The organism is Bdellovibrio sp. HCB185ZH, from assembly GCF_047302455.1.
Taxonomy (GTDB): domain Bacteria; phylum Bdellovibrionota; class Bdellovibrionia; order Bdellovibrionales; family Bdellovibrionaceae; genus Bdellovibrio.
On record NZ_CP178624.1, the window covers coordinates 2,723,175 to 2,749,665 of the forward strand.

The following is a 26,491-nucleotide window of genomic DNA, read 5'->3' on the forward strand; positions in this document are numbered from 1 at the left end:
AAAAATACCGCTGTATTTTCAATCTGAGTTACGGCAAAATTTTGTCAAGGTCTTATGAATTTATAAGTATTTTCAATAACTTATATATTAGTCGTCTGCCAGGGCTTTGGGATTAAATTTCGAAGCTTTCAGATTCTGATTAATTTTAATGTCAGACAAAGTGATGTCTGTTCCGCGTTTGTTTTGCACATTGCGGATTTTGATACTGCCTGCGCGGAATTTTCCGCCTGGAAGTTTTTTATAGTCGCCAAAATCAATAGTCTTTACGAGTTTCGATTGTTTATCGAAGCACTCCGCTTTAATTGGCAAAAACTCTTTCGCAGATACGTAGCTGACGATTTTGGAATAATTGGGGGAGTTGGCTGAAACATCGCTTTCAACGAGGTAAAATTTGGCGCCTTTAACTTCCATTTCTTTTTTCACTGTCGTCGTGGCTGATGAGTCGCGATTGAAGTCGAAATCTTCTGCGCTAAGTTCAGAGCCCAGAATTCCACCTTTGCTATTTTCACCAGTCAAACGACGAACCTGTTTTGATGACGGAAGATAAATCCATTTGTCTTCTTTATCATTTTTCATGGTCGCTAAAAGAGCAGTTCCTTTAAGGTCCGCCGGCTTTAGCATTCTTACCATCATCGAGTGATCTTTTTTTGACGGACTCATGCGCCAGATTTGCATCTGACGTTCTTTGCTGGAGCCATCGGCTTCAATGATCTTCATTTCAGCGATAAAGGTTTCATCCTTGGTGCTGATGCGAGAGCTCATTTCTTTTCCTAAAGTTTCTGCTGTTGGCAGACCCTGGGCCCACAGTTTTATGGGAGCGCTGATCACCACGATTGCCAGAAGGATAGATGCTGCTGTTGCCATAACTTTCTCCTTCTTAAACCGTAAAGGTCCCAGAAGCCACGGGCAACTTTTCAGCATCGTCGGTAAAAGAATCAAATCCCCAACCAGACCAGCCAACATAGACAAAAGCATATAGAAGCCAAAGATGCGGTTCATAGCAAAATAAGAAGCCATAAACACGGAGAAGCCAGCTAGCAAGGTAAGGCTCGAGATCAAGCATGGATTGCCTTCAAGCCACAGGGCTTTTTCTATATCCAGGTTTCCACTCTTTGTGTTCTTTTGCATGACTCGCAAGCGCGACAAAAGATAAACAGTATTGTTGAATGCCAACCCCAAAGCGATAGAGAAAATAATCGCAACACTTGGTTTGATCGGTGTTTCAGAAATAGCCAAGAACCCCAGCAGGGCAGCCGGTGGAACCAGATTTGGAATACAAGCCACCAGCGACCAACGAAGGGACTTAAAGACGAAAACCAAAACCACAACAATCGCAAGCATAGATTGCCAGAATCCAAAGATCAGCTCGTGGGAAAGATCATTATTCAAAGAGTGGATTGTCGAACCCATTCCCGTCACTTGAACTCCCATGCCAGGGAATGCTTTTTCCGTTTTCTCGCGCACGACTTGCACAAGATCATGCAGTTCGTTGCCAGGTAAATCTTGAGTTCTTACGGAAACGCGTGTTTTTGAACTGTCAGCATTTAGGAAGTTCTTTAAAGGACTTTCATTAGATAATGAGTATAAAAAGAAAATCTCTGCTGTAGAGCTTCGGCTGGCAGGTAGTCTTGAATGTTGAAAGCTTGCGGCAGCAACCAAATCTGGCAAACTTACGACGCTGCCAATACCCTTCGTTTGACGAAGATCTGCAGACAGAGCATCAAGTCTTTCAATAAGTTTTGGATCGTTCCAAGAATCCTGGCTGCCAGCGATTTCAATGTCGACGGGAATCATGCCACCAAGTTCTCTGTCGATAGTTTCTGTCGACAGACGGACTTGGTGATTCTGCGGAAGATCATCAAAAAGACGCGCGGACCAGGAAAGGCTATGACCTTTCAGCGCCAAACCCAAAGAGACGATGATGATACCCATCGTCCATAAACCACTGCGACGGAATAAATAAAGTCCCCAGCGAGCTTTCGCCCATGCCCACTCCCGTGCCTGTGGTCCTTTCAGGAACAAAAGAAGCGGGAAGAGCAAGATCGTCGTCACGATCCATCCAGTAATAATGGAGATCGCTGCTGTCACGCCATATTCGCGGATAAGCGGCACGTTGGTCGTCAGTAAACTCAAGAAACCAATCATCGTCGTGAGGGAGGCGATCATGTTTGGTTTTAAGATAGCTTTAAGAGTCGTCATAACTAGATCTTCATGAGACTTTTCCGGGGCAGCTTTCTTTTCTTCGGCATATCGGAGAAGCGTATGGATACAGAGCGAGACCACGTCAACCGTCGTTAAGATGGGGATAGTTGTTGATAGAATTGAGAATGGCAAACCCACCAAGGCCATGACCGCCACAACAAGAATGTTCGCACAGACGATGACGATGAAGGAAATAATCAGCGGTGAAAAGTTTGAAAATATGAGAGCCAAGACGATGAAGCATGCGACAAAGCCCAGAACGACAAAGTTCCTAAGTTCTGTTTGCAGAAGCTGCCCGACATCAGTTTGAACTGCGGGAGTTCCACCCAACTGCACATCAGCAAACGGAAGTGCTGCGGCGGCAGTCACTTGCAGGTTCTGACGAAGTGCTGTCAGTTCGTGGGTATTGAGCCTGTTGATGCTGACTATAATCGAAGCTGTTTTACCGTCTTTGGAAATCAAAGTTGGAGCAATAATGGGATTTGCAAGAGTTTCACTTTTCCAATTCTGAACAGGTACGTTTTTAAGTAAAGGACCAACGCTTAGTCCATTTTCATTACTGATAGCACCTTGAACCGTCGCCAAAGAAAGCGCAGTACGCACGCCAGGGAAGTTCGATACCAGATCCGTCAGTTGCTCAAGATCAGAAATTTTGGACTGATTGAACCAATCGCCATTATCCTTGTTTACTTTCGCCGTGATGATAAACGGCTGAACTTCGGAAAGCTGAAATGTCTGACGACTTTTTTCGTCGAGCTTAAGAAGTGCATTATCTTTGGGAAGAAATTGTTTAAGGCTGTATTGAGTTGTAAGTTTCGGCAAGGCAAACAAGCTCGCCAGAGTTATAATAATCACGCCAATCAACGATGTGATCGCCAGTGCTTTTCTTGAAATTTTCAAAGGCATCCGCAACATTCGCTCAGTCCTTTTCCTTGGTTGAAGTCAGATACTGTATATCGGACGGATTTTTTCCTCTCTGGAATGTGCTGAAAATTGAAGAAGAGATGAACAGAGGGATAGTTAAACACGTGAAGTGATGAATTCGGCAAAAAAAGTAAAAAAGTTCTTCGATGTTGGACCTTTTTACTGAATGAAAAATGAGAATACATCCGAACGGAAATTCTTGCTTTAGATTTTGGGCGAAGAGCCGTAACGTTAATCCATGACTAAAAAGCAAATCACAAAATCTGTTTTCGTATTTGCTGCTTTTCTGTTTTCGCAGTCGGCATTTTCCTCTGCCACTATCGAATCAGAGTTTGAGCTTGTTCTTCCAAAGCAGTTTCAACAAAATCTTATTGAGGAAAAATGGAAATCACTGGTGAATAAGGAATTCCAGGCAAACTGGCAATTTCCTGATCAAATGGTCGAAGCCCAAGACGGGGTTCAGGTTCAGCTTCAAGGACTTTCTCTGGCGTTGAAAACTCAGCTACAAAAGCCAGACCTGGGATCTGAGCAAACTCAGTTAATTCTCCAGTCTAAGGATTTATCTGCGCAAATGACTATTGCTAGCATTTCCGTAGACCAATGGATTGAAAGAACTGTTAATGGCATCACCGGGCGTTTTCATCTTCAAGCCTCATGTTCTAATGTTGTCCTAAATATGAAACCGGGTACGGGCTCATTTTCCATCGCAGTCTCACCGGAAGTGGCTTCCAGCACGGCTAATGGGCGTGTGGAGGACGTGACTTTGTCTTGGCAGCAAGATGCCTGGAGTGCGCAAGCATTTTCGTGCACGGGTGCTGATGGCTTTGATCAAATCGTGAACCAACAGATTTCTCAGATTTCAATGGATTCTGCAGCGTTCGTTAATCCTAAGAAGGCATTGTTGCTTTCATATCTGAACGACTACGTTGGTAAATGGTCTTTTGATCTATCAACTCCCAGAGAGCTGGTGAGTGCGCGCTCAGATATCAAAATGAGCATGGTGATTGATAGCTTTAATGATACCAACCCTGATGAAATCACTGCTAAGGGCCGTGTGATCATGAACTTCACTAGATCCACTCAGAACACGACGAAATCCTTGGCTCTCTCTAAAGAAGATCCAAAGCTTGGTACGAGTTCACAGGCGATGATTCGTCTGCCCGGTGGATTGGCAAAAGAAATCATGACTCAAGCGTACGCAGCTGATTCATGGGTGCATCAGTTTTATTCCACGCAGATTTCTGGTTTTTCGACGGTCATGAATTCCCGCTTTATGCAGTGGTTCGTTTGGCCTGAGCTGATGGATTATCCGAAATCTAGCAAGTTTCTTTTCAATGTTTACTCGAACAAAGATCCCAAAGTCACGGGATCGGGTTTGAAGTATCAAGTGAATCTTAATTTGTTAAGTCAGATGCAGGCTCCTAAGAATGGAAACTACATTCCATTCATGAACTTTGTGGTCCCATTTAACAGCGGTGTGACTGTGGGAATTTCTGACAGCAAAGCCAGTGTGAAGTTTACGAACACGACAATGGATTTGAAATACAGCTGGGATCCATCTTATGTAAAAAGATATTCACCTAAAACAAGGTTCGCAGCATCCACAATCGAAGGAAAAATCCTGGGCGCGATCTCTGGTAAGACAATGGATGTAGCACTGCCAGCGATTCCGGTGATGGAAGGCGTGAAACTTAAAATTAAAAAGGCGACATCACTTTCAAACTCTGATTTGTTATTGCAGCTCGCTCCCTAAAACGAGCGGCTTACAGATAGCAAGTAAGAATCATTCTTAGAATAAACACCCAGCGGATTTTCACTGCTCCCAGCAATGAAGTCCGCTGTTAGGTTTACACTCCACGCATCGAAAAATCTTCGTCCCAGTGTCATTTCAAAAAAAGTACTATAGTTAAGGGTGTCATAAAGTCCTAGTACTGAGGCATTCCAAACTTCTTTCCAAGTAAGACGACCTCCAGCCATCCAGGATCTGCGAAAAACTTCGGTCAGTGAGATATTTGAATCATTCTGTTTTTCAGAATCCAAAAATGAATATTGAAGTATGGTGATTAGCATTGCGTCGTTGAAGTTAAATGTCTTTTCAATGCCCAATACGTTTTCGTGAAGCCATCCCGGTAAATTGACGTAGTCACCATAGTCATCTGTGTAGCTGGTGGCATATTTAAATAAAAAGTCCCATTGATGGCTGACCAAAGTAAAACCACCTTGGCGAATTCGCCGCTGCTTTCTGTTTAAAGTCACGTCGGGATCCACCTGAATAACTGTTTTCGGGGAGACCTGAACGATGGTTCCTGTGACCTGAGGTTCGATGATTGGGTATCCGCCAGCACCATCAAAACCGGTCAAAGAGATATCGAAAATCGAAATCGTCTTTTGCAATCGGAGGGCTACGTTATTGTCTAAGGCATCGTTCAGAGTTTCATTTTTCCCCCAGTGATAACGGAGATTTGGAGGTAGTAACAAAACCAGATTGTTTTCTGGAACTTGCGGGATGAAGACGTCACGAGGGAGCCAACGGCTGTTTTCTCCGGGCATGATCGCTTCCCGGGCTTTGGGAATGTATATCAGATCATAATCAAACCAGCTAAGTGATTCGGAAATCATCAGGGAAGGAGAGCCTAACTTTTTAGAGCGAAGCGGATCGAAAATTTGTCTGCGGTTCACGACATCAATAGGGTTGTAACCATCAGTGACACCCCAAGTGACAAGGTGATAGCCCAAAGAAATATTTAAGACATCTTTTTGAAACTTTAAATAGGCTTCGGAAGGATCTATGAAAATCTGTTCTTCAGAAGATTTGTTGTCCGGGTTCGCGACCAAAACGGGCTTTAAATAGAAACGCCAGTGTTCGCCCTGTTTCCATTTAGCCAGAGGATCAATTTCGATTTTGAATAAGCTGGTATTGGTGTTTTCTCCATACTCTTCCGGAAAATATTGTTCCGACATTTGGAGGTCTGCTCCAAAGCTCCACTCGGATTCTGCATTGGCAATTACGTGCCATAATGTGATAGAAAGAAGGAGGACGAGAAATTTCATCGATCCAGTGTAGTCGTATGCACCTTAGACCGTCTGCATGACTTCTAACAGTTTGTGGTGTACCATGATGAATGAGGGGTTAACTATGCAAACATCTCAGACGAGTTATCAAACTGAACATATTTTTTCGATTTCTTCAGAAGAAGAATTGATTTCCTGTTTTAGAGAGCGTGATCAGAAGAAATTGCTTTTGCCAGATAACCTGAAATATCCATTCAATGTTCGTTCTTACTTTACGTGGAAAGAGCCTTCCGGAGTTTACACATACCTCTTATTTAAAATGCCGAATTGGGATATGCCCCGAGGGGTCGCATTTAAACGAACTCACACCGGGGGAGAACCAACAGGTGGCTTGTGCAATTGGTGTCATGCCTACGGTTCTTCCGAAGACATCGGGCTTTTGTCCGTTGTTATGAATTCCAACGTTACTAATTCCTATTTGATCTGTCAGGATCTTCGCTGCATTGAAAAGATTGAAGAAAGTGCCATGCTGGCAGGCAAAAACCCCGACAAAAATATCGCTGATCTTTTTTATAAGATGTCTAAGCTTTTCGAAAATCTTAGCGGATCTAAAAAGGACTAACGATGGGCCTCGCCCCATTTAGCCATCATTTCTAAAACAGAACTTAAGCTTTTTCCCTTGGTGGTCAGTGAATACTCCACGCGCGGTGGAATTTGATCAAAGACATCGCGCTTGATGATTTTGTCGTCTTCAAGCTCGCGCAGCTGTAAAGTAAGCACACGTGCCGAAGGGCTACCTGAGAGTCTCTGTAATTCGTTAAAACGCTTTCGGCCGGAAAGCAGATTAAAAAGAATCATGGGTTTCCATTTTCCGCCGATGACTTGCATTGTCTTGGTAACCGGGCAAGGCGACTGTTTTACCTTTTTGTCGGATTTTGTAACCATCTGAAACTCCATGCTTTTTTGAAAATCGATACAGTAACAAAATAGTGCGTACTTACATTATGTTAGTGTCAGGTTTAGTATAGCATAAGTTCACTTGTTGGATCTATATTGGATAGGAGATTTTATGATCGCAATCACAGGGGCAACAGGGCATTTGGGTAAATTGGCAGTTGAGGCTCTTTTAAACAAAGGTGCAAAACCCCAAGAGTTGGTGGCTATTGTTAGAAACAAAGAAAAAGCCACAGACCTTGCCTTAAAAGGAATCACGGTTCGTGAGGCAGACTATGGTAATGTAGAGCGCTTGCAAAAGGCATTGGAAGGTGTGGATAAGCTTCTTTTCATTTCAGGAAGTGAAGCAGGTCAACGCGTTCCACAACATACGAATGTTGTTAATGCCGCGAAGAACGCAAAGGTTAAATTCATCGCTTACACGAGTATTCTAAAAGCCGACACAAGCAAAATGCTGTTAGCTCAAGAGCATTTGGCAACAGAGAAGCTCATCGAACAATCTGGCATCACGCATGCGTTTTTAAGAAATAGTTGGTACATAGAAAACTACACAGAACAGTTTGGAAATGTTTTAAAAAGTGGTGTCATTGCTGGTGCAGCACAGAATGGTAAAGTGAGTGCCGCGACCCGAGCAGATTATGCCAAAGCCGCGGCTGTGGTAGTCTTAGGCGACACTACGGAAAATGCTGTCTACGAACTAGCGGGTGAGTCCTTCACGCTATCGGAACTTGCGGCGGTCACGTCCCGAATAAGTGGTAAGAAAATTGAATACAAAGATATGCCAACGGGTGAATACGCGAAACTGTTGATGAGTTTCGGAGTTCCACAGGGCTTTGCCGAAATTCTTGCCGATTCAGATGCGGGAATAGTCAGAGGAGATCTATACACGGATCGTGATGATCTTAGAAGATTGTTGGGCCATGCGCCTTCTTCACTGGAAGAATCCGTGAAAAAGGCTGTTCAACAAAACTTATAATTACTTTTTCAAAGTCAGACGAACCGGGCAGTGGTCAGATCCCAAAACATCAGGGCAATGGGCTGCTGCCTTTAATCTATCGGAGGCTTCTTTGTTCACCAAGAAGTAATCCAAGCGCCAACCAATGTTCTTTTCGCGCACACCGGGGCGATAGCTCCACCAAGTATAATGCTCGGGACCTTGCTCGAATTTTCTAAAGGCATCGACCCATTCAAGCTTATCCAGGAACTTTGTCATCCATGCGCGCTCTTCTGGCAGAAACCCCGCATTTTTCATATTAGTTTTAGGATTGCGCAAATCGATTTCTTTGTGAGCGATGTTAAAATCACCGCAAATCATAACTTCGCGACCTTTTTTTCTAAGAGCTTGCAGGCGTTTTTCTGCAGCCGCACAAAATTCTAATTTGAAAGGCAATCGCGTGTGCTCTCGTTGGCTGTTCGGGAAATAGCTGTTCACGACTGTAATTGGGCCGAAATCAGCTTCGATCCAGCGACCTTCGGAATCAAATTTGGGGATGCCCAACCCAATACGAACATCGTCGGGTTCATTTTTTGAATAGATAGCAAGACCTGAATATCCCGGCTTTTCCGCGAATGCCCAGGAGGAGTGATATTTTGCCGGATGGTAAAACGTTTCATCCTTTTTAATCGCCTCATCGGAGATTTTGATTTCCTGTAAACAGACAACATCTGCTTTCTCTTTTTCAAACCATTCACGGAAGTTCTTTTTGTGAACTGAACGGAGACCATTCACATTCCAGGAAATCAATTTCATCTCAAAACCTCATTAAGCGGGCGGTAATGTCTGCTTATTATAGCAAACTTCCGATGACACGGAAATAAAGACTTCCTATGATAAGTGATATGTTAGTTCAAATCATAATTGCTCTAGGAATTGGAATTGTTGCGGGTGGGCTGGATATCATACCGATGCTTAAGGACGTGAAGTCCAAGCCGCCAATCTATCGTTATTCAATTATTTCAGTGTTTTTCCAGTGGATCTTATTGGGACTACTGATTCCATTTATTAATTGGGACGTGCAGCCTTGGTTGAAAGGATTCATCGTGGGCTTTTTGGGTATGACACCCACGATGATCCTGGCTTACGGGAGGGTTCAAAATTTTCCTATCGCGCTCCGTATTCTGGTGCACGGAGGAGTTTTAGGAACATTAATTTCTGTTGCTTGCGATGTACTCTTCAAGCTTATCAAATGATCCAGTCCAGCCTTGAGTCATGCCAGCGCGGCCTTTGATAAAGGTTTCGAGTTCTTCGGCTGTGTAATCGCTGACCACTTCCCAAGTCACAGTCACGCGAGTTTCCGTGGGACTTTCCTCAGCAAAAAGGACTGTGGTTTGCATCACTGCGGGCCAAGTCGGTGCCATTGGGTGACGTGACTGGTTTTCTTTTTCATCAGTGAACTCTTGAGTGTAAACCAATTTGTTCGGAGCCAAGATTTCCAGATACTTTGCTCGGCCATACATTTTCAAACCCGAATCGTTTTCCATGCAATAGAATGTCGTGGCTCCTGGCTTGATGTCTGAGCGCAAAAACTTCATGTTAAAGCCGGTTGGAGCAAGCCATTTTGCGAAATGGGTTGGATTCGTCCACATCTCAAACATCGTATGAATCGGAGCTTCGAAAACACGATTGATGACGAACTTTTCTTTGCCCGTGGATTCTTTGTCCAGGAACTCTGCCAAGCGATCCCAAGTGGAATTTCCACTGGCTTGCTTGATGAACTTTTTGGTTTCTTTGGCTGCTTCCGCCGTCGCTAAAGCCATGGTCATGTCCATTTTGGTTTTGCCGCCTTTGATTTCTTCGAAAGTCACGGTGACTCTGAAAAGAGGCGGGCGGTCTTCGCCACCACCGTGGTCATAAACCAAGCGAGAATACTTTTCGACTTCGTAATAGATTGTTTTATTTTCCCAGTCTGTGCCATCTGGTCCGTGCATAGTGTAAGACCAGTGACCGCCCACGCGCAGATCTTTACTGTGAGTCGTGATTGTGAAGCCGCGAGGGCCCCACCACTGGGCCACTTGCTTTGGATCTGTCCAAGCATCCCAAACAAGTTTCACCGGGGCATCATACACTCGGGTGAGATATATTTCATTAGGTTTATTTCTTGCGCCCATTCTTTTTCCCTTTCGATTTCTTTTCTTTGGCAGTGACGGTTTTTAGGTAAGCATCCAGTCGATCAAAACTTTCTTCCCAAAATGTTCGATAATGTTCCATCCAATCAGCAACATCGCGAAGTCCATCCGCTTTGATTTTGCAGGGACGCCATTGAGCCTCTTTGGTTTTGGTAATCAGTCCTGCCTTTTCCAGAACTTTTAAATGCTTGGTGACGGCGGGAAGACTCATCTCTTTTAGAAATGGCTTTGCCAGGTCTGTCACATTTGATTCGCCTTTAGCCAGGTGCGCGAGCATTGCCCTGCGCGTGGGGTCAGCGAGAGCTTGAAATGTCTGACTTAACTGATCCATATTTTACCTATCGGTTAATTAACTTATAGGTTAAGTATACCAGGATCTGCGGCCTTGTCAAAAAATAGGGAATACCACGTGAAATCAGATAGATAGGGGGTGGAGAAGATTTTCTGCAAAAGACCCGTGTCAGAGATGGCATCCCGAAGGGACTGCGGTTAATGTTGATAAATCCAAAGCAGAGGTTGCCATGAAAGTAGCGTTTTTCAGTGCTCGCAAATATGAAGAAAAGATTTTTCAAGAGACTCAGAAGAATTCCGACATTGAATTTGAATTCTTTGAGGCGAGACTTACAGAAAAGACAGCGCAATTAGCAAATGGGTATCACGCTATCTGTGTGTTTGTTAATGATCTTCTTAACGAAACCGTTCTTACTGAGCTTCATAAGTATGGCGTGCGCTTTATTGCACTTCGTTGCGCGGGATTCAATAATGTTCATTTGCCGACAGTGAAAAAGCTGGGAATACGAGTAGTGCGTGTTCCGGAGTATTCGCCCTATGCCGTGGCTGAACACGCAGTGGCTTTGCTGCTGACGTTAAATAGAAAAATCCATAAGGCTCACTATCATGTGCGAGAAATGAATTTCTCCTTGGAGGGCCTGGTGGGGTTTGATCTCCATGGGAAAACTGTGGGTATCATCGGTACTGGCAAGATCGGTCACGTGTTTGCAAAAATCATGAATGGCTTTGGCTGTTCAATTCTTGTTCATGATATCAAGACTGATGCGCAGATTTCGGCGACTGCAAAATATGTATCTCTAGATGAGCTATTTAAGAATTCCGATATCATATCATTGCACTGTCCGCTGAATGATTCCACGCGACACCTTATTGATGCCAATGCCTTCGCGAAAATGAAATCCAATGCGGTCGTGATTAACACCGGTCGCGGTGGTTTGATCGATACACACGCATTGATTGATGCTTTAAAAGCGCATCGCATCGGTGGAGCCTGTCTTGATGTCTATGAAGAAGAAGAGGGAGTGTTCTTTACTGATCAATCCAGCGAGGGTATTACAGATGATATCCTTGCTCGCTTAACTACCTTTCCAAATGTTATTATGACTTCGCACCAAGCCTTCCTGACTCAGGAGGCTTTGATGAATATCGCCGACACGACTAAAAAGAATCTTGTTTGTTTAATTAATGGAACACGCTGTGAAAACGAGGTCGCGCACATGTCTTAGGAGAGTTCGCCGAGAATTCCTCGAATGTGATAACGAATGTTTTTCGCATAGTCATGTGCAGTATTAATTAACTCCATTCCCGCGCCAGATAAGAGTCTTGCTTAGTAAATAGCGGTCAAGTTTTCGTTAAACATCCCCGAAATGTGTGTGTCCACCGAGCACGATGGATCCAGAAGGTAAGCAGAGTTCGTAGTTCATCCCTTCTTTAAAAGTTTTAGGAACATTTTAGTACAAGATGGATGTGAATATGAAAATGAGTCTGAAGGCAAAACTGTTCGCACTTTGTATATTTATGGCATCAATCCCTGTCATTGTTGGTGGAGTTGCGTTCTGGGGTATCCAAGGAATCGGCAAATCCTATGAAAAAGTGACGGGCGATGTACTAGGGAACATCGAAGTTGCTGATAAAATGTATCTGCATTTTCGAGCGATTCGTATCAGCCTAAGAAGTTTAGCTTTGCCAGGTTTGACTCATGAACAGGGCTTGCAATACGTCAAAGAAGTTAACGAAAGTATCGCGGCCTACGAAAAAGCGGACGAGCTCTACAAGTCCTACGGGTTTCTTCCTGGTGAAAGAGAAGAGTACGACAAAGTTAATACAACTTGGATCGCGTTTAAAAATCTGGGCTCGGAGGCTTTGAAGCTATATCTTTCTGGAACCAGCGAAGATAAGCAAAAGCTGATCAATATATTTCTTGTGGATTGTCCTAAATATGCAGCTGCCTATGATAGTTCTATCGCCAACCTAGTGGCCTTCCATCATAAAAACGGAGAAGCTTGGGTCGAAGATGCTCGCGGTACGGGTAAAGAAACCAACTTGACGGTCATGTTCACGATTCTGGTTGGCGTATTTCTAGGACTCGGATGCAGCGCCTGGGTAGCTATTACCTTATCGAAATCAATTGCGAATGTTTCGGAAGAAATCGCTCGGGGGGCGGATCAGGTAAAGCAGGCTTCGGAGCAAATCACGGATTCTTCTCAAGCACTTTCATCGGCTTCATCACAGCAGGCTGCATCTCTTGAAGAAACAGTGGCTACAATTGAAGAGTTAACTGCAATGGTGAAAACAAATTCAGAGAATGCTAAGCAGGCTGCGAAGCTTGCGACCTCAACAAGAGAAAGTGCGGTGAGAGGTGAACAAGATATTCGTGCATTGATTACTTCTATTCAGATGATTTCTTCTGATTCTAAGAAGATTGCCGATATTACGTCTCTGATCGACGACATTGCTTTTCAAACAAATTTACTGGCTTTAAACGCGGCAGTTGAAGCTGCAAGGGCAGGGGAACAAGGCCGCGGTTTTGCGGTGGTCGCGGATGCTGTTCGAAGTTTGGCGCAAAGAAGTGCTGACTCTGCCAAAAGCATCGCTACCTTAATTAACGAAAGTGTCGAAAGAATCGAATCTGGTAGTGAAAAAGCAGAACAAAGTGGAGTGGTGTTTTCTGAAATCGTCACATCGATTAAAAAGATCGCTGATCTGAGTGGCGAGATTTCAACTGCAAGTGAAGAACAAGCTCATGGGATTGTTCAAATGGGTAAGGCTATGAACGATCTTGACCAAGTCACACAGCAAAATGCGGCGGCTTCAGAGGAGGCTGCTGAATCAGCTCGACAGTTGGCGAGCCAAGCTCAGCAACTACGCACTAACGTAGATGACTTAGATCAAATTGTTGCTGGACGCTCTGGCGTTGCCAGTCAAGTCGATGGAACAGAACAAGTCATTTCATTGAACACGCCAGTGAGACTTGCGTCGTAAGTTAGAGCCAATAAGTGAATTGCCGTCTGCAGCCATGATCGAGTATAAGCAAGACCATGGCTGTCAAAGTTTCTAGAATTTTTCATGCGGGATATGTGTTCGAGAGTGAAGGTGTGCAAATCGCCTTTGATCCCATATTTGAAAATCCCTTCAGCCGAAACTGCTATGCGTATCCCGCGTTGGAATTTGATTCTGATCGCATTCGAGCGTTAAATTTCTCCGCGGTCTTTATTTCCCACCATCATGATGATCACTGTTCATTCGATAGTCTTAACCTGTTAAACCGAACAACGCCGATTTACATGTTTTGCGTTCATCCAGAAATGTTTGATTGGATCAGGCAGCTGGGATTTAAGAACGTGCATGCTCTAGAATTGGACGGAACAGTCGAGATCGGGCCCTTTGCGGTGAAGTCCTTGCCAGCCTTGGATGTGGACGTTGATTCTATATTTCAAGTGAATGTGCAGGGACTAAAAATTTTGAATGTTGTTGATTCATGGGTCGATGAAGAAACAATGAATCTGCTAATAAAGGAAAAGCCCTGGGATCTTGTCATGTGGCCGTTCCAAACTATGCGAGAGCTTGAGGTGATTGAGCCTTTGAGGGCTGAAGCATCTGATAGAAAAATTCCCCAGGAATGGTTAGAACAGCTAGGCAAACTTGCTCCTGCTAATCTAATTCCTAGCTCCTGCCAATTTAGAATGGAAGAGTGGTCTTGGTATAACCAGGCATTTTTCCCGATTTCATATCAGTTGTTTTCTGAGCAGGTGGGGAAGACCTTACTTCAGACAAACATTTTTCGATTGAATCCGGGAACAAGTATCAAACTTGGTACTTCGTCAATTGGCGCAGCAGAATCATTGCCTTGGATTCAGACCATCGGTAATCAGAATGTAGACTATCACTATGACCCTGAACTCGTTCCTCCGCTAATTTCTGCGATTGCAAAGAACTTCCCACAACTCTCCAAAGATCAGATGGATCGTGTGAGACATTATTGCCAAAACGAATTGCCGAAGAAGTATAAAGAAGTAGGCCCCTCAGCTGATGTATATTTCAATAAGGCACGGTTCTGGCAGCTCTCTATTTTTGATTTTGACGGAGCGGAGACGAAATTCTATTTCAAATTAAGTGATGATGAAATGGAAAGCGTTAGTGAAATTCCACAGCCTGTGGAGTGGAAAACAGAAGTCATTGCGACCAAACTGTATTCTGCTTTGACAACGGGGGAGAGTCTGACTTCGCTTTATCTTCGGGTTGAGAAATCCGTCGACGTCGACGTGGTGGAAGATCCTTTGATTCGCTGCCTGTTTAATTTAGAATTTGGAACTTATCAAAAAGCTCAATTGGATAGAATCCTTAAGCAGGGGAATTGATGGCAGTCATTCAACTTTCGCCGTTTTCCAAAAAAGTGATCGAAACTATTTTGAAAATTCCCACGGGAAAGGTCGCTACCTATAAACAGATTGCAGAGCTTGCTGGTAAGCCTCAGGGGTCCCGCGGCGTATCTTGGATTTTGCATTCATGTTCAACGACTTACAAATTGCCGTGGCACCGAGTTCTTAACTCACAGGGCCGGATTTCATTCGACGTCGGAAGCAGAAATTATCGAGAACAAAAAAGAAAGCTTGAAAAAGAAGGAGTCGAATTTGCCGCAGAGGGAAAATTAGATCTGCGCAAATTTCAGTGGAGCAAGCGCCCGGCAAAATCAAAGAGCCAGGCGTCTAAACCGAAAATGTTTTCTTAGAATGGACGGCAGCTATCAAGTTCTAGCTTGATGTCTTCTTTGCTGCCGAATTTGGATTTGCATTGGAAGCGGCCGTCTTTAGTAATCTGGCTGATCTCCATCACTGCATCGGCAAACCACTGTCCACCATGTTCGCATTCCAATGTTTGAATCCAATAGTGATCTTCAGATCTTTCTTCCGCACGGCAGTTCGGTTTTGGATTGTAGTTAGAAACGTCTTGATTGCAGATGTTGCCGTAACGAAGGAACGGCGTCGTTGATCCATCTTTGTTAACCCAGCTTGCTGACAAGGGTTCGAAGTTGATAAGTACTTCACCTTTTTGTGAGTTACAGCGAAGTACAATAGCAGAAGACCATGCATTCATAGAAACCAATGTGACAGCGAAAATTAGAGCGATTTTTTTCATTGAGACCTCCCTCGTCGAAGGTCGCATATGACAAAATCTGGGTTCCCTCGTCAACCGTGAAACGCCCAATTTCCCGACTTTAGTGAGGGAAAACGCGGTGGATCGTAAGCGCGGCTTAGAACTTATGAATTACCGAACCTTAAAATCTCATAACCTTGGGATATTCCTTCAATTATTCCGGTTTTAATCCCGATGAGTAAGTATGGGTTTTGTCACTGTTAGATCCCTAATTTTGCACATTCATGCGTTGTTTCTGACAGTGTTTTTCAGCGCCTGTGCTCCAGCGGAAAAAGACGACGAAAAAAGTACGGAAGCCAAAGCCATTTACACGTTTAAAGGCACGATCAGCTCGCCATCACATTCACAAATAAAAATGCAGCTCTCCCTGGATGGTGTAGCCACGGAAACTGTGACTTTATCAGATGGCGCGAACAATTTTAATTTTTTGAGCAAAGCTAAATCAGGAGCTCTGTATTCCATAGCGATCACTCAACAACCACAATCTCCCAGTATGCTTTGTACCTTAAGCAATGCGAGTGGCACGGTCAGCGCAAATGTATCAGTGACTCTTTCGTGTCCGGCACTTACTTCATTTTCAGTGACGGGAACCAAGTACACGACTCCCATTGCTGCAAGCTTAACTTTAAAAGCCACAGCCACGTTCAGCGATGGTCAATCCAGTGATGTCACGAGTTCGGTGGAGTGGAAGTCTTCAAATACCACCGTCGCATCTGTTCAAAGTGGAGTGGTGACAGGGCTTTCTGCGGGAGCGGCCTCCATACAAGGGGCTTTTGGCGGACAGACTGTCAGCAAAAATATCACAGTAACAGGAGCTACACTGAGCTCTGTTGCATTAAGTCCCTATGGTCCAAAGATTGGAATTGGTTCAGCGCAAAACTTCAAACTGACGGGGACCTACAGTGATGGTAGTACGACTAATTTAACTCAGTCGGCCACCTGGGTCAGTGCTGATCCAGCAATTGCAGAAGTAAATGCGACCCTCGCAGGCCAGCTTGTCGGTAAATCTGCAGGCACCACAACCGTCACAGCAAGCTACGGTGGAAAAAGTGCGAATGTTTCAATCCAGGTTACAGGTGCCACGTTAACTTCGTTAGAAGTCTCGCCAGCCATTAAGACAATCGCTAAGGCGAACTTTGCGCAATATGTAGCAACGGGCGTGTATTCGGATAATTCAGTTCGGGATATCTCTGATCAAGTCACGTGGTCCGTTGATAATCCAGCGAAAGCTTCTGTTAATACGACGGGTTTGGTCACTGGTATTGATTCAGGCTCTGTATCAGTCAAAGCGTCGATGGGTGTTTTGAATGACAGCGCCCTTTTGACAATCACGGCAACATCCCTTTCCAGTATCGCCATTCAGAATGCGCCAACGACTTTACCGACTGGATTTTCTGTCGGTCTAAAAGCCATCGGTACTTATGCTGATGGGACCACCCAAGATATTACCGCTGATGTGCTGTGGGGATCGAATGATGAATCCTTACTGAGTATTTCAAACGAGTCACCGAACAATGGTTATGCAAAAGGTTTGGCGTCGGGTTCAGTTGTCGTCAGTGCAGAGCTTGGCGGTATTAGCACGACAAAATCTTTTTCAGTCGCCAATGTTTCCTTGCAGACGATTGCAGTCAGTCCGGGCGCGTTGTTGATTCCTAAAGGCGTGAACTTAAATTGGTCAGCGCAAGGGACGTTTGCTGATGGAACAGTTCTTGATGTGACTAAAAACGTGAATTGGAGCAGTTCAAATCCCCTGTATGCGGTGATGAGCAACGTCGAGGGAAGTAATGGACTAATGAGTTCCATCTATACGGGATCTAGCACGGTGAGTTTTAATATCACTGCGACTTATGGAGCTGTCACAGCAACCGCAGGCATGACTATCACTCCAACAACTCTGGCGAGTTTGGTTTTGCGTCCCATGGCGATCACCATGCACACCGGGAAAACAATTGGCATGAAAGCCTATGGGCGTTTCTCTGACGGGGCTGCAAGTGATTTAACAACTGCTGTAAAGTGGGCCAGCTCCGCCCGCGCTATTGCTTCAATAAGTAATTCGATTCAAACACCGGGATTGTTAAGCTCACTGGCGGAAGGTGCTGCAAATCTATCAGCGGAGCTGGGTGCTGTTTCTGCATCCACAGCGGTGACGGTATCTAACTCAGCGACCGAGGGATTCACGAATGATGGCGTGGGATTAACCGGCACCTATCATAACGGCAAAACGCTAAGCTCTTTAAAGGGTTCACGCATTGATGCCACTGTGGATTTTACGTGGGGATCCGGAACGGCTCCCTTGGGTGTGGGCGACAATTTCTCGATTCGCTGGAGTGGCAAAATCAAAGCCAGATATTCCGAGACCTATACTTTTTGTACGAGATCGGATGACGGGGTTCGTTTGAAAATCAACGGCTCCTATGTTGTGAATAACTGGACAGATCACGGTGAAACAGAAAACTGTGGATCGGTTGCTTTGACCGCTGGAAGTCTGTATGCGATCGAAATGGACTTCTATGAATCGGCAGGAGATTCAGTGGTGCGCCTGTTCTGGCAGTCTCCTTCGCAAGCGAAACAAATTGTGCCGCAAGCTTATCTTTATCCCAACTAGTCCAAAAAAAAGGCGAACCCTGATGGGCTCGCCTTTGTGTCGGGGAGGGATAAATTACGGAAGTTTGAATAGAATCATCTCGGAGTCATCGCTCGCTTTGATATTCGCAGTTGCTACGTCCGTTGCAGCAATCGCATCACCTGTTGCCAGCTTTTCACCATTCACCTCGACGTTGCCTTTGACAACTTGAAGCCACATGCGGCGGTCATCACCGATGTTGAAATCAAGCTCTTCGGATTTTTTCAAGCGCGAGATATACATATCAGCATCTTGATGAATTCCGATTGTGCCATCGCGACCGTCAGTGGAAATCACATGCACCAATTTTTGCGATGCAAGTTCTTTCTCGAATGATTTCTGACCGTATCCCGGTTGTACGCCACGTTTATTTGGCATAATCCAGATTTGGAAGAAATGCGTTTCTTTATCAGACTCATCGTTGTATTCCGAGTGAAGAACACCTGTGCCTGCGCTCATGCGTTGTACTTCACCAGGTTTAATAACTGCCACGTTACCCATGGAATCTCTGTGTTGTAGACCCCCAGAGATGACGTAGGAAATGATTTCCATATCACGGTGAGGATGTGTATCAAAACCAGAGCTTGCTGCGATTCGGTCTTCGTTAATGACACGAAGCGGGCCGAAGTGCATGTGTTCTGGGTCATAGTATTCTGCAAAGGAAAACGTATGACGAGATTTCAACCATCCGTGTTCTGCCAATCCTCTGTCGTTTGATCTTCTTACTGTTAACATACCTTTTTCCTTTCTGATAAGAGGCACTGCCCCCACAAATAAACCAATTGCTGTCGTTAATGCGCCAAAGATAAATCCGCGACGCTTCAGGGGAATCTTCAAGTTCATGAGTGCCTCCCATTTCTTAAGTATCGGTGATTTCGATGTTTAAAAAAATTAATAAGATTTAATAGACTATATAGTTTATAATTATATAGTTAGGGTCGAGGAAGTGGGGGCTTTATGACGATAGATCAGTTGGAAACACTTGAAATGATTGTGGAAAAAGGAAGTTTTAAAGCGGCCTCAGAGTTTTTAAACAAAACTCAGCCCAGTCTCAGTGTCGCCATTAAAAAGCTGGAAGAGGAGTTTAATTTGCAGCTGTTTAATCGTGAAGAATACCGCCCCAAACTTACTGCTGAGGGTTTGATGTTTTATAACTGGGCAAAGCAATGCCTGTTATCCTTCCGTGAACTGCAAACCGTAGGGCAAGAATTGGGATCTAAAAAAGTGGAGCCCTATTTGACAGTGGTTCTGGATCCACTCGTGCGCTTTGAAGCAATCGAGGGAGTCTTTCAAGAAACTATTCTGAGTAAACATCCCACAGAGATGACCTTTCGTTCCGAAATCATGAGCGGTGGTTTGAATTCCCTGCTTTCAGGTGATGCGGATTTTTCTATCTCAACGAAATCCGGAGAACATGAAAATATCGAAAGTGTATTTTTTGATAAAATCGAAATGATTCCTGTTGTAGCAAAGTCTTTGGCAAAGAAATTGCCGAACCTTACCTATAAGTCTTTAAAACAATTTCCTCAGATCGTGGTTTTACAACAAGGTGACAAAGCAAATTTGCTTAAGAGAGATGGCAAAGGGTTGGTAGCAGATTCCAAAAAAAGCTATGTCACTGATCATGCTTTAAAGCACAGAATGATCACGAATGGTTTTGGCTGGGGAAGTCTGCCTTACAGTGAAGTCGAGAAAGAATTAAGTCGTGGCACTCTTATTCAAATTAAAGACGAACATGTGAAGTCATTCTATTTGGATTTGCATATCATGCGCATGAAACACAAACCCATGGGCCCGGTGGCCCGGGCTGTGTGGGAACAACTCCTCAGTAATTGCATGAAGCAAAACCCAAAGAAAAAATAGTCGCGAGATAGTGACACGAATGTCATGTGAGTCTGATCATCCGTTAGCTTATCATAGTGGTTCCTTTGGAGGACACTATGCCTGCCCGGCAGTACAAAGAATTTTTTCAAAAATACGTTGAGGCCTACAATCGCGGTCTTAAAGGCGACCTCGATACAGAATTAGTACAAAGTTTTTTTACCGATCAATTCCTGGCTGCGGGACCTGATTCTGTGGAAACAGGTTCAAATAATATTACTTTCTCGGCGACTTTGCGAAAGGCCTACTCTTTCTATCAAAAAATCGGCACCAGAGAGATGCATGTACGTAATCTCATGGTAACTCCCATTGATCGCTTTCATGATATGGTGAAAGTTTATTATCGTGCGGATTATACACCAGCTGGACAGCCGTTAAAGTCGATTGATTTTGACGTGACTTACTTTATTCAAAATGGCGAAGGTGGGCCGAAGATTTTTGGCTTTGTTGCTGGGGACGAGATGCAGGCTTATCGCGATGCGGGATTAGTTAGTTGATCTTAAGATCTAATCACGACACCATAAGGGCTCGGAGGAAATCTAATGGGTAAAAAAATCGCAATCAGTATCTTGGTTATTATCGTCCTGTTCTTGGGATATGTTGCTACTCGCAGTGGATCTTTCCATTATGAAAACAGTACTGTTATCAATGCTCCGGCTGATAAGATTTTCCCTTATCTTTCCAATTTCAAATTGGGTGGGCAATGGAATCCCTATGAACTAGTGGACCCCAACATGAAGAAAACTTACACCGGTGAAGATGGTAAAGTCGGCTCTGCTATGGAGTTCGAAGGTAACAAAGATGCCGGCTCCGGGAAATTGGAAATGTTAGAGATCAGGCCGAATGAATTCGTGCAAATGAAACTGACGATGACGGAGCCAATGCATGGTGAGCAATTGATTGACTATAAGTTGACCCCGGAAGGTACTTTGACGAAATTCACATGGGCCATGCATGGTGATGGCGGTTTTATGACAAAGCTTATGACAGTTCTAATTGATTGCGAAAAAATGTTTAGGACGCAAATGGAGAAGGGTTTTGAAAATCTAAAAAAGGTAGTGGAAGCGCCGGCGGGGACTACACCTGCTGTAGAGCCCGCAGCTACGCAGTCTCCCCAAAATTAAAACCAGCGTTTATGTTCGATGATAAGGCAGCGATCAGAGACTACTTTGATCCCTGCTTTTTCAGCTCTGGACTCTGCTTCTGGATGGCTGATTCCCAGCTGCAGCCATAAAACTTCCACGCCACCTACAGCCAAAACTTCATCAACGACCTCAGGAATACGATCCGAGCTTCTGAAAACATCTACAAATTTTCTGTACTCTGTTGGTACTTCTTTGAGTGACGAGTATATTTTAAAACCATTCGCTTCGTGGTTCTTTGGATAAGTTCCGACCATTTCCCAGCCATGGTCACGCATATACAATGGGACATAGTGGCTGGCTTTGGTCTGATCGGGACTTAGCCCGTACACGGAAAACTTTTTATATTTTTCCAGCAGGGCTTTGATTTCATTATCTTTGACGTTCATAAAAATTTCCTAGCTTCTGATTTGTGGATCCGGCGGTAATTTTTTTTCTGGCATTCCGGGTTGTGGATCGATTTCAGGAACCTTGCTGGGTCTTGGATCGATCTCAGGAACATTCTTGCGGGGATCACCCTTGTCAGGATTCTCGACCGGATTCGAAGGAATTTGTGGTTTATCTGGTGTTGCCATAGGAACCTCCTGAGTTTCAGGGTCCTACACCTTGAGCACAGATTCAATGCGTCTCTCCAAAGTGTTTGTAAATATGCAAACTTAAAGACTGCGAAGTTTCCGTCCTTCATATCTTGACAAGGTTTAGCAGTCTTACTCAAATCATCTTTGGAGGTGATTATGAGATTTTTATTTGCCGCTTTAGTAACACTGTCGACGAGCTTGGCCGTGGCCTCTGAAAAATTCAATCATATCACGTGCGAATATCAACAAAATGAAAGTGAATGGGAATTCGCTGCCGTCGATTACAATCGCGATGGTTTTGAGCTTTCTTCCGGTGACTCGGCGGCGGGTGTTGCAGCTTGGACCTCGTCACGAGCGGTAAACACCGGATTCTGCATTGCTCTTGTGGGAACTAACGATACTTCTACTATTGAAAGTGTTTTGTATGTTTTTGAAGGAACAGAAATCTGGGGAGTGGATCTAAAGACTTGCCAGCCTCAAGGCGCAGATATTTCTATCGTAAAAAAAGAAACACAACTCACTCCCAGAGGCTCTGTCGTGGATATGTCCGTGGATAATTGGTATGACCAAGGGGCTCCACTTTTAAGAATGAAGCATTACATTCCCTTGGTATCTGAAAACGATCGAGTGACTGAACTCGCAGTTACAAAATGCGAAGAGTTTCGACCCTAGCCCTTTGCGGTTCCAGGTTTGGGATAGTATTCGTGCGGAACTTCCAAACCACGACGAACGATCTTTTCGGTCATGATAGAGTTTTTCATCAAAAGTGATGAAACCACATAAGCAATTGAACAGCAGCCAAGCAGTGGCACTAATCCCAGTGGCTGCTTCGTTCCTTCTAAAGCAAAAATAACTGCGGTTAACAAAGCACGGGATGAACCTGCAAAAAGCGCAGCCATTCCAACCAATGCCATCGCATGGGGATCAATATTCCAATCTGGAAATAGCATGGTGAGACCTGTGCCTACGATAAAACCAAATGACGCTCCCAAAGTTAAAAGCGGAGCCAGGGTTCCGCCTGAAGTTCCACTACCTAAAGCAAGCGCCCAGGACAGAAACTTCCAAACCAAAATACTTGCAGCCGCTCCGATGGTCAGAGAGCCACTTAAGCTCATTGAGATATTTCCATATCCAACCCCCAGGCTGCGCGGCTCTACCAAACCAATGACACCTACCGCGAGCCCACCAATAGCGGGCCACCACATCCAGTGAATCGGAAGCTTCTCAAAGGCGTCTTCAATCCAGTAGATTGATTTCGTAACAAAGATGCACAGAAGCCCCATCACAATACCGAAGCCTAGAAATACCAAAAGCTGAGTCACGCCTGTTTCGCCCAATGCTGGCATCTGGAAAAAGGATTCAGAGCCGATAAATAGTCCCCGCAAAGTGGCTGCGATGACCGTGGCCAAAGCAACAGGTACAAATGATTTTGCACGAAACTCGAAAAGTAATAATTCGATGGCGATCATCACCGCCGATAAAGGAGTGCCAAAGATCGCAGCCATTCCGGCGGCAGCGCCAGAAGCTAAAAGAATTTTTCGTTCATAAGAAGAAACGGGCAGAACTTGACCAATCCAAGATCCCAAAGCACCCCCAGTCGCAATGATAGGACCCTCGGCACCGAAAGGGCCCCCGGAACCAATGGCGATGGCTGAGGAAAGTGGCTTTAATAAAGTGATACGACGAGGAATGCGGCTATCACGCTGTAAAATGTTTTCCATCGCTTCAGGAATTCCGTGTCCACGTATAGCCTTGGATCCCCAGCGAGCCATGACTCCCACTAAAAGTCCGCCGATCACTGGAATGATGATAGAAATCCAACCCAAGGTGTTTTCCGCCGGAGCGCGGTTTTCAAATGAAAAACTTTGAAAATAGAAAAGGTTGGTACACAGCTGAATCGCTAATAGCAGTCCCTTTGCGACGAAAGTCATTGCGACTCCGATCAAACAACTAAGTGAGTATATAAAAACAACCTGTCTTTTTTTGCTAAGTTCGAGTTCTGCCATCGATATCTCCGATCTGGCGAATCTGCTCTGAGTAGGTGAAACCTTCAATACTTTGGACCTTGCATCGAAACGGTGTGTCATGTAATTTCTGGTCAAGGAATTATCAATATGGAAAATACTAACTGCTGTGTCTGTCAAAAACCCAAAGCCCATTTGGAATGTGGTATATGCCATGAACACGTTTGTAAAAAGTGTGCTCAATTTGTCGAAGAAGGCACATTTTCATTCTATAAAGTGATTCCGGCTCCACTTGATAAGTCCGTGTTTTGTGGGCCTTGCTATGATCGAGAGATCGCACCTGCTTTAACGGACTATGAAGAGAAGATGCGAAAAGCAAAAGCGATCAGCATCTTTATGAAAGAAGATTCCAAAATCACACAAAAATTCAGTCGCAAAGAAAACGCGATTGAGATCAAAGAGTGCGACGACCGCGAGGAGTTAGTCATGCGATTGGCATTCCTGGCTGTGATCGCGGGTTTTAATGCTTTGGTTGATGTAGAAATCAAATCAGAAAAAATGAAACCCGGCGGGAAGTATCAATATACGAAGTGGAGTGGGAAAGGGATTCCCACTCTGGTCACTTCGAGTAGATTTCTTTAAGCTACTCCAGCAGCGCTGGAGTGTAGGCAAGCTTACTCCGGTAGCGCCGGAGTGTAGGCAAGCTTACTCCGGCAGCGCCGGAGTGCAGGCCGGCCTACTGAACCGTGATCCAAACTTTACTAATTCCATAGGCTCTTACCAAGCGATTGAAGGTATATCCATTATCAGGGTGCATGCGTATACAACCATGGGATGCCGGCTTACCAAGTTTCGGCCAATTGCCCTTAGGTGTTCCATGCAGGGCATAACCTCCGGTGATAAACACAGCATAAGGCATGTTGCCTAAACCATTATAATCTCCTTCGGGATATTTAGTGGAGGTGTAGCGGTCAAAGATGCGACCATTTGGATGTCGATCGAAATTAGGTGTGCCATATCCGGCCATGCCAGTCGAGACAGCCCATGAACCGCGCAAGCTTCCGTTCACATACAAGTACATGCGCTGAGAACTTTTCACTACTTGAGCCCAGACCGAGCATGCATTTCGTCTACAACCACCAAAAGGTCCGAGGATGTCATCCATCACCGTGTTGATGTGTGCGGGCTTGCCGGTTTCTTGTTCATAAATTTTATCGTAGTGATCCAGGATCTGTTCTACGTTGGGGTCGAAGGGATCGATATCTTCTAGCATGTTAGGAATGCGGTCATCGTCAATGTATGTGGAAACGTCAGCCTTCGCATAATTCCCCACGAGCAGCATAAGGGAAAGGCTGAAACATGTTACGTGATGGCTTGTTTTCATGTCACACCTCAATTTGTGAGTGGTTGAACTTGCACTCAGTGTACTCTTGCGTACAAAAAATTGAGGTGGACCTAGGCTATTACGGGACTTCTGTTGCGGAAGGAACTACCAAAGTTTCGTTCTGCACGTTGCGCATGATCACCTCGAATTGGTGTTTCAACAAATCGCAGTCGGAAACCGTGTGGCAGAACAAGAATGTCAAATGGAGGCGTTCCTTATCGCTAAGTTTGAATAGATCCCACAAACGTGGAAGCGTATCCATCGAGAAATGTCTTTTTTTGTCAAACACAAGCTTCACGAAAGTTTTCGATACGTGAAGGCGGTCAGCACAATATTGAAGAGAGAACGAGTATTTCTTGGTTTTCTCCGCAACAAATTTCTCCTTTAAAAAATCGCGGTAATCAGGGTAACTACCAATGTGAATTGGTTGAATCATACTTAACTCTTTTTGTTTGATTGGGCTTGGAAGGGCGAACGCCTCTCCGGATAGTTCTTGGAACATTGAAAATACCTCTTCGGTTAATCAAAAATAATAATTTCTCAGGAAAGAAAAGCCGGAGATTTTTATTTCCCCGGCTTGTTGGATTCGCGCACCCAATTCGTCAGTGAATTAGTTACGGTCTTGATCTAGAGCGATTTCCATTCTGTTAACGCCAAGATTTACGCCGAAACCTTTAGCGAATTGGAAGGAAACTTTAAGAGCGATTGTTGGAAGGTCGATACGAGTTGCAGTGATCAAACCAACGCCACCAAGGATTGCGCCTTGAGCTTGAGCTACATAGTATGTGCCTAGGATTGATTCAGGGTTAGAATCGAAAAGAGCGATTTCAGCCGCTTGACCAGTCAATTCCATTTTGCCCAATGCGATTTGTGGAGAGAAAGGCTTAGCTTTCATAGTAACAGTTACAGGGTATTCTGCAGTTTGACCTGTTGGAGACATACAAGCCAAAGTTCCTTTACCGTTGTACTCATAGTTGCCCAGGATAACTTTAATGCCAGAGGCAGTGCCTTTGAAGTTCAAGTTACAAGCCCAAGCTGGAGCTGTGTAAGCGTGAGCTTGAGAAACACCCAAAACCATTGCGATAGCCAAGAATACTTTTTTCATTTTAATCCTCCTTAGGATTGTTTTTGTTATTCGTTTAACTTTCCGCCGCTGCGGTATGGGCCAAGAGATAGCCGAGGTGTTTTAAGCTGTCTAGGCCCCGAACGGGACATAATGTCCCGATCACTAAAAACGGGACAAAGTGTCCCGAACA

Annotated in this window: 28 protein-coding genes; 14 read left to right on the top strand and 14 right to left on the bottom strand. The window is 44.6% G+C overall.

All coding sequences use genetic code 11. The features are described from left to right. Nucleotides 1-87: 87 nt before the first annotated feature. The gene (locus ACLSU7_RS13300) at nt 88-3,117 is read right to left on the bottom strand and encodes an outer membrane lipoprotein-sorting protein (RefSeq protein WP_413292378.1); all 3,030 of its coding nucleotides are present in this window, start codon (nt 3,115-3,117) and stop codon (nt 88-90) included. A gap of 247 nt (nt 3,118-3,364) precedes the next feature. Between ACLSU7_RS13300 and ACLSU7_RS13305 the strand changes: the two genes are divergently transcribed. Beyond that, nucleotides 3,365-4,879: a hypothetical protein gene (locus ACLSU7_RS13305; protein ID WP_413292379.1), complete on the top strand. Its 1,515-nt coding sequence runs from the start codon at nt 3,365-3,367 to the stop codon at nt 4,877-4,879. Here the strand turns inward: ACLSU7_RS13305 and ACLSU7_RS13310 are convergent. Continuing rightward, entirely contained in the window at nt 4,876-6,177 is a 1,302-nt protein-coding gene (locus tag ACLSU7_RS13310) for a hypothetical protein (protein WP_413292380.1), read from the bottom strand. The two genes, ACLSU7_RS13305 and ACLSU7_RS13310, sit on opposite strands and share 4 nt — an antisense overlap. 85 nt (nt 6,178-6,262) lie before the next feature. Here ACLSU7_RS13310 and ACLSU7_RS13315 point away from each other — a divergent pair, with 85 nt between their 5' ends. Further along, a complete protein-coding gene (locus ACLSU7_RS13315; protein WP_413292381.1) occupies nt 6,263-6,760 on the top strand; it encodes an FBP domain-containing protein in 498 nt (165 codons plus the stop codon). Here the strand turns inward: ACLSU7_RS13315 and ACLSU7_RS13320 are convergent. Then, on the bottom strand, nt 6,757-7,083 hold the full coding sequence (locus tag ACLSU7_RS13320) for a winged helix-turn-helix transcriptional regulator (RefSeq protein ID WP_413292382.1): 327 nt from the start codon (nt 7,081-7,083) through the stop codon (nt 6,757-6,759). The two genes, ACLSU7_RS13315 and ACLSU7_RS13320, sit on opposite strands and share 4 nt — an antisense overlap. A gap of 124 nt (nt 7,084-7,207) precedes the next feature. Here ACLSU7_RS13320 and ACLSU7_RS13325 point away from each other — a divergent pair, with 124 nt between their 5' ends. Then, a complete protein-coding gene (locus tag ACLSU7_RS13325) occupies nt 7,208-8,068 on the top strand; it encodes an SDR family oxidoreductase (protein ID WP_413292383.1) in 861 nt (286 codons plus the stop codon). Here ACLSU7_RS13325 and ACLSU7_RS13330 read toward each other — a convergent pair whose 3' ends face one another. Further along, nucleotides 8,069-8,842 (bottom strand): exodeoxyribonuclease III, encoded by a 774-nt coding sequence (locus ACLSU7_RS13330; RefSeq protein WP_413292384.1) that lies wholly within the window; start codon nt 8,840-8,842, stop codon nt 8,069-8,071. Between the two features lie 89 nt (nt 8,843-8,931). Here ACLSU7_RS13330 and ACLSU7_RS13335 point away from each other — a divergent pair, with 89 nt between their 5' ends. After that, a complete protein-coding gene (locus ACLSU7_RS13335) occupies nt 8,932-9,282 on the top strand; it encodes a hypothetical protein (protein ID WP_413292386.1) in 351 nt (116 codons plus the stop codon). Here ACLSU7_RS13335 and ACLSU7_RS13340 read toward each other — a convergent pair. Further along, the gene (locus ACLSU7_RS13340) at nt 9,238-10,143 is read right to left on the bottom strand and encodes an SRPBCC family protein (protein WP_413292387.1); all 906 of its coding nucleotides are present in this window, start codon (nt 10,141-10,143) and stop codon (nt 9,238-9,240) included. The two genes, ACLSU7_RS13335 and ACLSU7_RS13340, sit on opposite strands and share 45 nt — an antisense overlap. 40 nt (nt 10,144-10,183) lie before the next feature. Then, a complete protein-coding gene (locus tag ACLSU7_RS13345) occupies nt 10,184-10,549 on the bottom strand; it encodes an ArsR/SmtB family transcription factor (protein WP_181605465.1) in 366 nt (121 codons plus the stop codon). Nucleotides 10,550-10,739: 190 nt separating this feature from the next. Here ACLSU7_RS13345 and ACLSU7_RS13350 point away from each other — a divergent pair, with 190 nt between their 5' ends. The 4 genes from ACLSU7_RS13350 to ACLSU7_RS13365 all read left to right on the top strand — a co-directional run bounded on the left by ACLSU7_RS13350 (nt 10,740) and on the right by ACLSU7_RS13365 (nt 15,238). Beyond that, nucleotides 10,740-11,735, top strand: coding sequence for a 2-hydroxyacid dehydrogenase (locus ACLSU7_RS13350; RefSeq protein ID WP_413292388.1), 996 nt, complete (start codon nt 10,740-10,742; stop codon nt 11,733-11,735). Between the two features lie 247 nt (nt 11,736-11,982). Next, nucleotides 11,983-13,491 carry a methyl-accepting chemotaxis protein gene (locus ACLSU7_RS13355; RefSeq protein ID WP_413292389.1) on the top strand — a complete coding sequence of 503 codons (1,509 nt, stop codon included), beginning with the start codon at nt 11,983-11,985 and terminating at the stop codon, nt 13,489-13,491. A 56-nt stretch (nt 13,492-13,547) separates the two neighbouring features. Next, nucleotides 13,548-14,867, top strand: coding sequence for an MBL fold metallo-hydrolase (locus ACLSU7_RS13360; RefSeq protein WP_413292390.1), 1,320 nt, complete (start codon nt 13,548-13,550; stop codon nt 14,865-14,867). Continuing rightward, nucleotides 14,867-15,238: an MGMT family protein gene (locus ACLSU7_RS13365; RefSeq protein WP_413292391.1), complete on the top strand. Its 372-nt coding sequence runs from the start codon at nt 14,867-14,869 to the stop codon at nt 15,236-15,238. Before ACLSU7_RS13360 ends, ACLSU7_RS13365 begins: the two co-directional genes overlap by 1 nt. Here the strand turns inward: ACLSU7_RS13365 and ACLSU7_RS13370 are convergent. Next, complete coding sequence (locus tag ACLSU7_RS13370; RefSeq protein WP_413292392.1) at nt 15,235-15,645, bottom strand: hypothetical protein; 411 nt, start codon at nt 15,643-15,645, stop codon at nt 15,235-15,237. The genes ACLSU7_RS13365 and ACLSU7_RS13370 overlap by 4 nt on opposite strands. A gap of 202 nt (nt 15,646-15,847) precedes the next feature. Here ACLSU7_RS13370 and ACLSU7_RS13375 point away from each other — a divergent pair, with 202 nt between their 5' ends. Continuing rightward, nucleotides 15,848-18,268: an Ig-like domain-containing protein gene (locus ACLSU7_RS13375; RefSeq protein WP_413292393.1), complete on the top strand. Its 2,421-nt coding sequence runs from the start codon at nt 15,848-15,850 to the stop codon at nt 18,266-18,268. A gap of 54 nt (nt 18,269-18,322) precedes the next feature. Here the strand turns inward: ACLSU7_RS13375 and ACLSU7_RS13380 are convergent, their stop codons facing one another. Further along, the gene (locus ACLSU7_RS13380) at nt 18,323-19,129 is read right to left on the bottom strand and encodes a pirin family protein (protein ID WP_413292394.1); all 807 of its coding nucleotides are present in this window, start codon (nt 19,127-19,129) and stop codon (nt 18,323-18,325) included. 114 nt (nt 19,130-19,243) lie between these two features. Here ACLSU7_RS13380 and ACLSU7_RS13385 point away from each other — a divergent pair, with 114 nt between their 5' ends. The 3 genes from ACLSU7_RS13385 to ACLSU7_RS13395 all read left to right on the top strand — a co-directional run bounded on the left by ACLSU7_RS13385 (nt 19,244) and on the right by ACLSU7_RS13395 (nt 21,291). Beyond that, on the top strand, nt 19,244-20,149 hold the full coding sequence (locus tag ACLSU7_RS13385) for a LysR family transcriptional regulator (protein WP_413292395.1): 906 nt from the start codon (nt 19,244-19,246) through the stop codon (nt 20,147-20,149). A 77-nt stretch (nt 20,150-20,226) separates the two neighbouring features. Further along, entirely contained in the window at nt 20,227-20,664 is a 438-nt protein-coding gene (locus tag ACLSU7_RS13390) for a nuclear transport factor 2 family protein (RefSeq protein WP_413292396.1), read from the top strand. A gap of 45 nt (nt 20,665-20,709) precedes the next feature. Then, the gene (locus ACLSU7_RS13395; protein WP_413292397.1) at nt 20,710-21,291 is read left to right on the top strand and encodes an SRPBCC family protein; all 582 of its coding nucleotides are present in this window, start codon (nt 20,710-20,712) and stop codon (nt 21,289-21,291) included. On the opposite strand, the gene ACLSU7_RS13400 is transcribed toward ACLSU7_RS13395, so the two are convergent. Beyond that, nucleotides 21,288-21,698: a CoA-binding protein gene (locus tag ACLSU7_RS13400; protein ID WP_413292398.1), complete on the bottom strand. Its 411-nt coding sequence runs from the start codon at nt 21,696-21,698 to the stop codon at nt 21,288-21,290. The genes ACLSU7_RS13395 and ACLSU7_RS13400 overlap by 4 nt on opposite strands. A gap of 9 nt (nt 21,699-21,707) precedes the next feature. Further along, entirely contained in the window at nt 21,708-21,884 is a 177-nt protein-coding gene (locus tag ACLSU7_RS13405) for a hypothetical protein (protein WP_413292399.1), read from the bottom strand. Nucleotides 21,885-22,043: 159 nt separating this feature from the next. On the opposite strand from ACLSU7_RS13405, the gene ACLSU7_RS13410 reads away from it, so the two are divergent. Then, nucleotides 22,044-22,559, top strand: coding sequence for a hypothetical protein (locus ACLSU7_RS13410; protein ID WP_413292400.1), 516 nt, complete (start codon nt 22,044-22,046; stop codon nt 22,557-22,559). Here the strand turns inward: ACLSU7_RS13410 and ACLSU7_RS13415 are convergent. After that, complete coding sequence (locus ACLSU7_RS13415) at nt 22,556-23,893, bottom strand: chloride channel protein (RefSeq protein ID WP_413292401.1); 1,338 nt, start codon at nt 23,891-23,893, stop codon at nt 22,556-22,558. The two genes, ACLSU7_RS13410 and ACLSU7_RS13415, sit on opposite strands and share 4 nt — an antisense overlap. A gap of 108 nt (nt 23,894-24,001) precedes the next feature. Between ACLSU7_RS13415 and ACLSU7_RS13420 the strand changes: the two genes are divergently transcribed. Continuing rightward, the gene (locus tag ACLSU7_RS13420) at nt 24,002-24,493 is read left to right on the top strand and encodes a hypothetical protein (RefSeq protein WP_413292402.1); all 492 of its coding nucleotides are present in this window, start codon (nt 24,002-24,004) and stop codon (nt 24,491-24,493) included. Between the two features lie 94 nt (nt 24,494-24,587). Here the strand turns inward: ACLSU7_RS13420 and ACLSU7_RS13425 are convergent, their stop codons facing one another. The 3 genes from ACLSU7_RS13425 to ACLSU7_RS13435 all read right to left on the bottom strand — a co-directional run bounded on the left by ACLSU7_RS13425 (nt 24,588) and on the right by ACLSU7_RS13435 (nt 26,340). Continuing rightward, complete coding sequence (locus ACLSU7_RS13425; protein ID WP_413292404.1) at nt 24,588-25,193, bottom strand: L,D-transpeptidase; 606 nt, start codon at nt 25,191-25,193, stop codon at nt 24,588-24,590. Between the two features lie 121 nt (nt 25,194-25,314). Next, nucleotides 25,315-25,671 carry a hypothetical protein gene (locus ACLSU7_RS13430; protein ID WP_413292405.1) on the bottom strand — a complete coding sequence of 119 codons (357 nt, stop codon included), beginning with the start codon at nt 25,669-25,671 and terminating at the stop codon, nt 25,315-25,317. 174 nt (nt 25,672-25,845) lie between these two features. Beyond that, on the bottom strand, nt 25,846-26,340 hold the full coding sequence (locus ACLSU7_RS13435) for a hypothetical protein (protein WP_413292406.1): 495 nt from the start codon (nt 26,338-26,340) through the stop codon (nt 25,846-25,848). Nucleotides 26,341-26,491 lie beyond the last annotated feature (151 nt).

What these genes read in the sequence shown, in the direction of transcription:
- ACLSU7_RS13300 (WP_413292378.1), bottom strand. Translation starts at nt 3,117, where the DNA reads ATGTTGCGGATGCCTTTGAAAATTTCAAGAAAAGCACTGGCGATCACA.
- ACLSU7_RS13305 (WP_413292379.1), top strand. Translation starts at nt 3,365, where the DNA reads ATGACTAAAAAGCAAATCACAAAATCTGTTTTCGTATTTGCTGCTTTT.
- ACLSU7_RS13310 (WP_413292380.1), bottom strand. Translation starts at nt 6,177, where the DNA reads ATGAAATTTCTCGTCCTCCTTCTTTCTATCACATTATGGCACGTAATT.
- ACLSU7_RS13315 (WP_413292381.1), top strand. Translation starts at nt 6,263, where the DNA reads ATGCAAACATCTCAGACGAGTTATCAAACTGAACATATTTTTTCGATT.
- ACLSU7_RS13320 (WP_413292382.1), bottom strand. Translation starts at nt 7,083, where the DNA reads ATGGTTACAAAATCCGACAAAAAGGTAAAACAGTCGCCTTGCCCGGTT.
- ACLSU7_RS13325 (WP_413292383.1), top strand. Translation starts at nt 7,208, where the DNA reads ATGATCGCAATCACAGGGGCAACAGGGCATTTGGGTAAATTGGCAGTT.
- ACLSU7_RS13330 (WP_413292384.1), bottom strand. Translation starts at nt 8,842, where the DNA reads ATGAAATTGATTTCCTGGAATGTGAATGGTCTCCGTTCAGTTCACAAA.
- ACLSU7_RS13335 (WP_413292386.1), top strand. Translation starts at nt 8,932, where the DNA reads ATGTTAGTTCAAATCATAATTGCTCTAGGAATTGGAATTGTTGCGGGT.
- ACLSU7_RS13345 (WP_181605465.1), bottom strand. Translation starts at nt 10,549, where the DNA reads ATGGATCAGTTAAGTCAGACATTTCAAGCTCTCGCTGACCCCACGCGC.
- ACLSU7_RS13350 (WP_413292388.1), top strand. Translation starts at nt 10,740, where the DNA reads ATGAAAGTAGCGTTTTTCAGTGCTCGCAAATATGAAGAAAAGATTTTT.
- ACLSU7_RS13355 (WP_413292389.1), top strand. Translation starts at nt 11,983, where the DNA reads ATGAAAATGAGTCTGAAGGCAAAACTGTTCGCACTTTGTATATTTATG.
- ACLSU7_RS13360 (WP_413292390.1), top strand. Translation starts at nt 13,548, where the DNA reads ATGGCTGTCAAAGTTTCTAGAATTTTTCATGCGGGATATGTGTTCGAG.
- ACLSU7_RS13365 (WP_413292391.1), top strand. Translation starts at nt 14,867, where the DNA reads ATGGCAGTCATTCAACTTTCGCCGTTTTCCAAAAAAGTGATCGAAACT.
- ACLSU7_RS13370 (WP_413292392.1), bottom strand. Translation starts at nt 15,645, where the DNA reads ATGAAAAAAATCGCTCTAATTTTCGCTGTCACATTGGTTTCTATGAAT.
- ACLSU7_RS13375 (WP_413292393.1), top strand. Translation starts at nt 15,848, where the DNA reads ATGGGTTTTGTCACTGTTAGATCCCTAATTTTGCACATTCATGCGTTG.
- ACLSU7_RS13380 (WP_413292394.1), bottom strand. Translation starts at nt 19,129, where the DNA reads ATGAACTTGAAGATTCCCCTGAAGCGTCGCGGATTTATCTTTGGCGCA.
- ACLSU7_RS13385 (WP_413292395.1), top strand. Translation starts at nt 19,244, where the DNA reads ATGACGATAGATCAGTTGGAAACACTTGAAATGATTGTGGAAAAAGGA.
- ACLSU7_RS13390 (WP_413292396.1), top strand. Translation starts at nt 20,227, where the DNA reads ATGCCTGCCCGGCAGTACAAAGAATTTTTTCAAAAATACGTTGAGGCC.
- ACLSU7_RS13395 (WP_413292397.1), top strand. Translation starts at nt 20,710, where the DNA reads ATGGGTAAAAAAATCGCAATCAGTATCTTGGTTATTATCGTCCTGTTC.
- ACLSU7_RS13400 (WP_413292398.1), bottom strand. Translation starts at nt 21,698, where the DNA reads ATGAACGTCAAAGATAATGAAATCAAAGCCCTGCTGGAAAAATATAAA.
- ACLSU7_RS13405 (WP_413292399.1), bottom strand. Translation starts at nt 21,884, where the DNA reads ATGGCAACACCAGATAAACCACAAATTCCTTCGAATCCGGTCGAGAAT.
- ACLSU7_RS13410 (WP_413292400.1), top strand. Translation starts at nt 22,044, where the DNA reads ATGAGATTTTTATTTGCCGCTTTAGTAACACTGTCGACGAGCTTGGCC.
- ACLSU7_RS13415 (WP_413292401.1), bottom strand. Translation starts at nt 23,893, where the DNA reads ATGGCAGAACTCGAACTTAGCAAAAAAAGACAGGTTGTTTTTATATAC.
- ACLSU7_RS13420 (WP_413292402.1), top strand. Translation starts at nt 24,002, where the DNA reads ATGGAAAATACTAACTGCTGTGTCTGTCAAAAACCCAAAGCCCATTTG.
- ACLSU7_RS13425 (WP_413292404.1), bottom strand. Translation starts at nt 25,193, where the DNA reads ATGCTGCTCGTGGGGAATTATGCGAAGGCTGACGTTTCCACATACATT.
- ACLSU7_RS13430 (WP_413292405.1), bottom strand. Translation starts at nt 25,671, where the DNA reads ATGATTCAACCAATTCACATTGGTAGTTACCCTGATTACCGCGATTTT.
- ACLSU7_RS13435 (WP_413292406.1), bottom strand. Translation starts at nt 26,340, where the DNA reads ATGAAAAAAGTATTCTTGGCTATCGCAATGGTTTTGGGTGTTTCTCAA.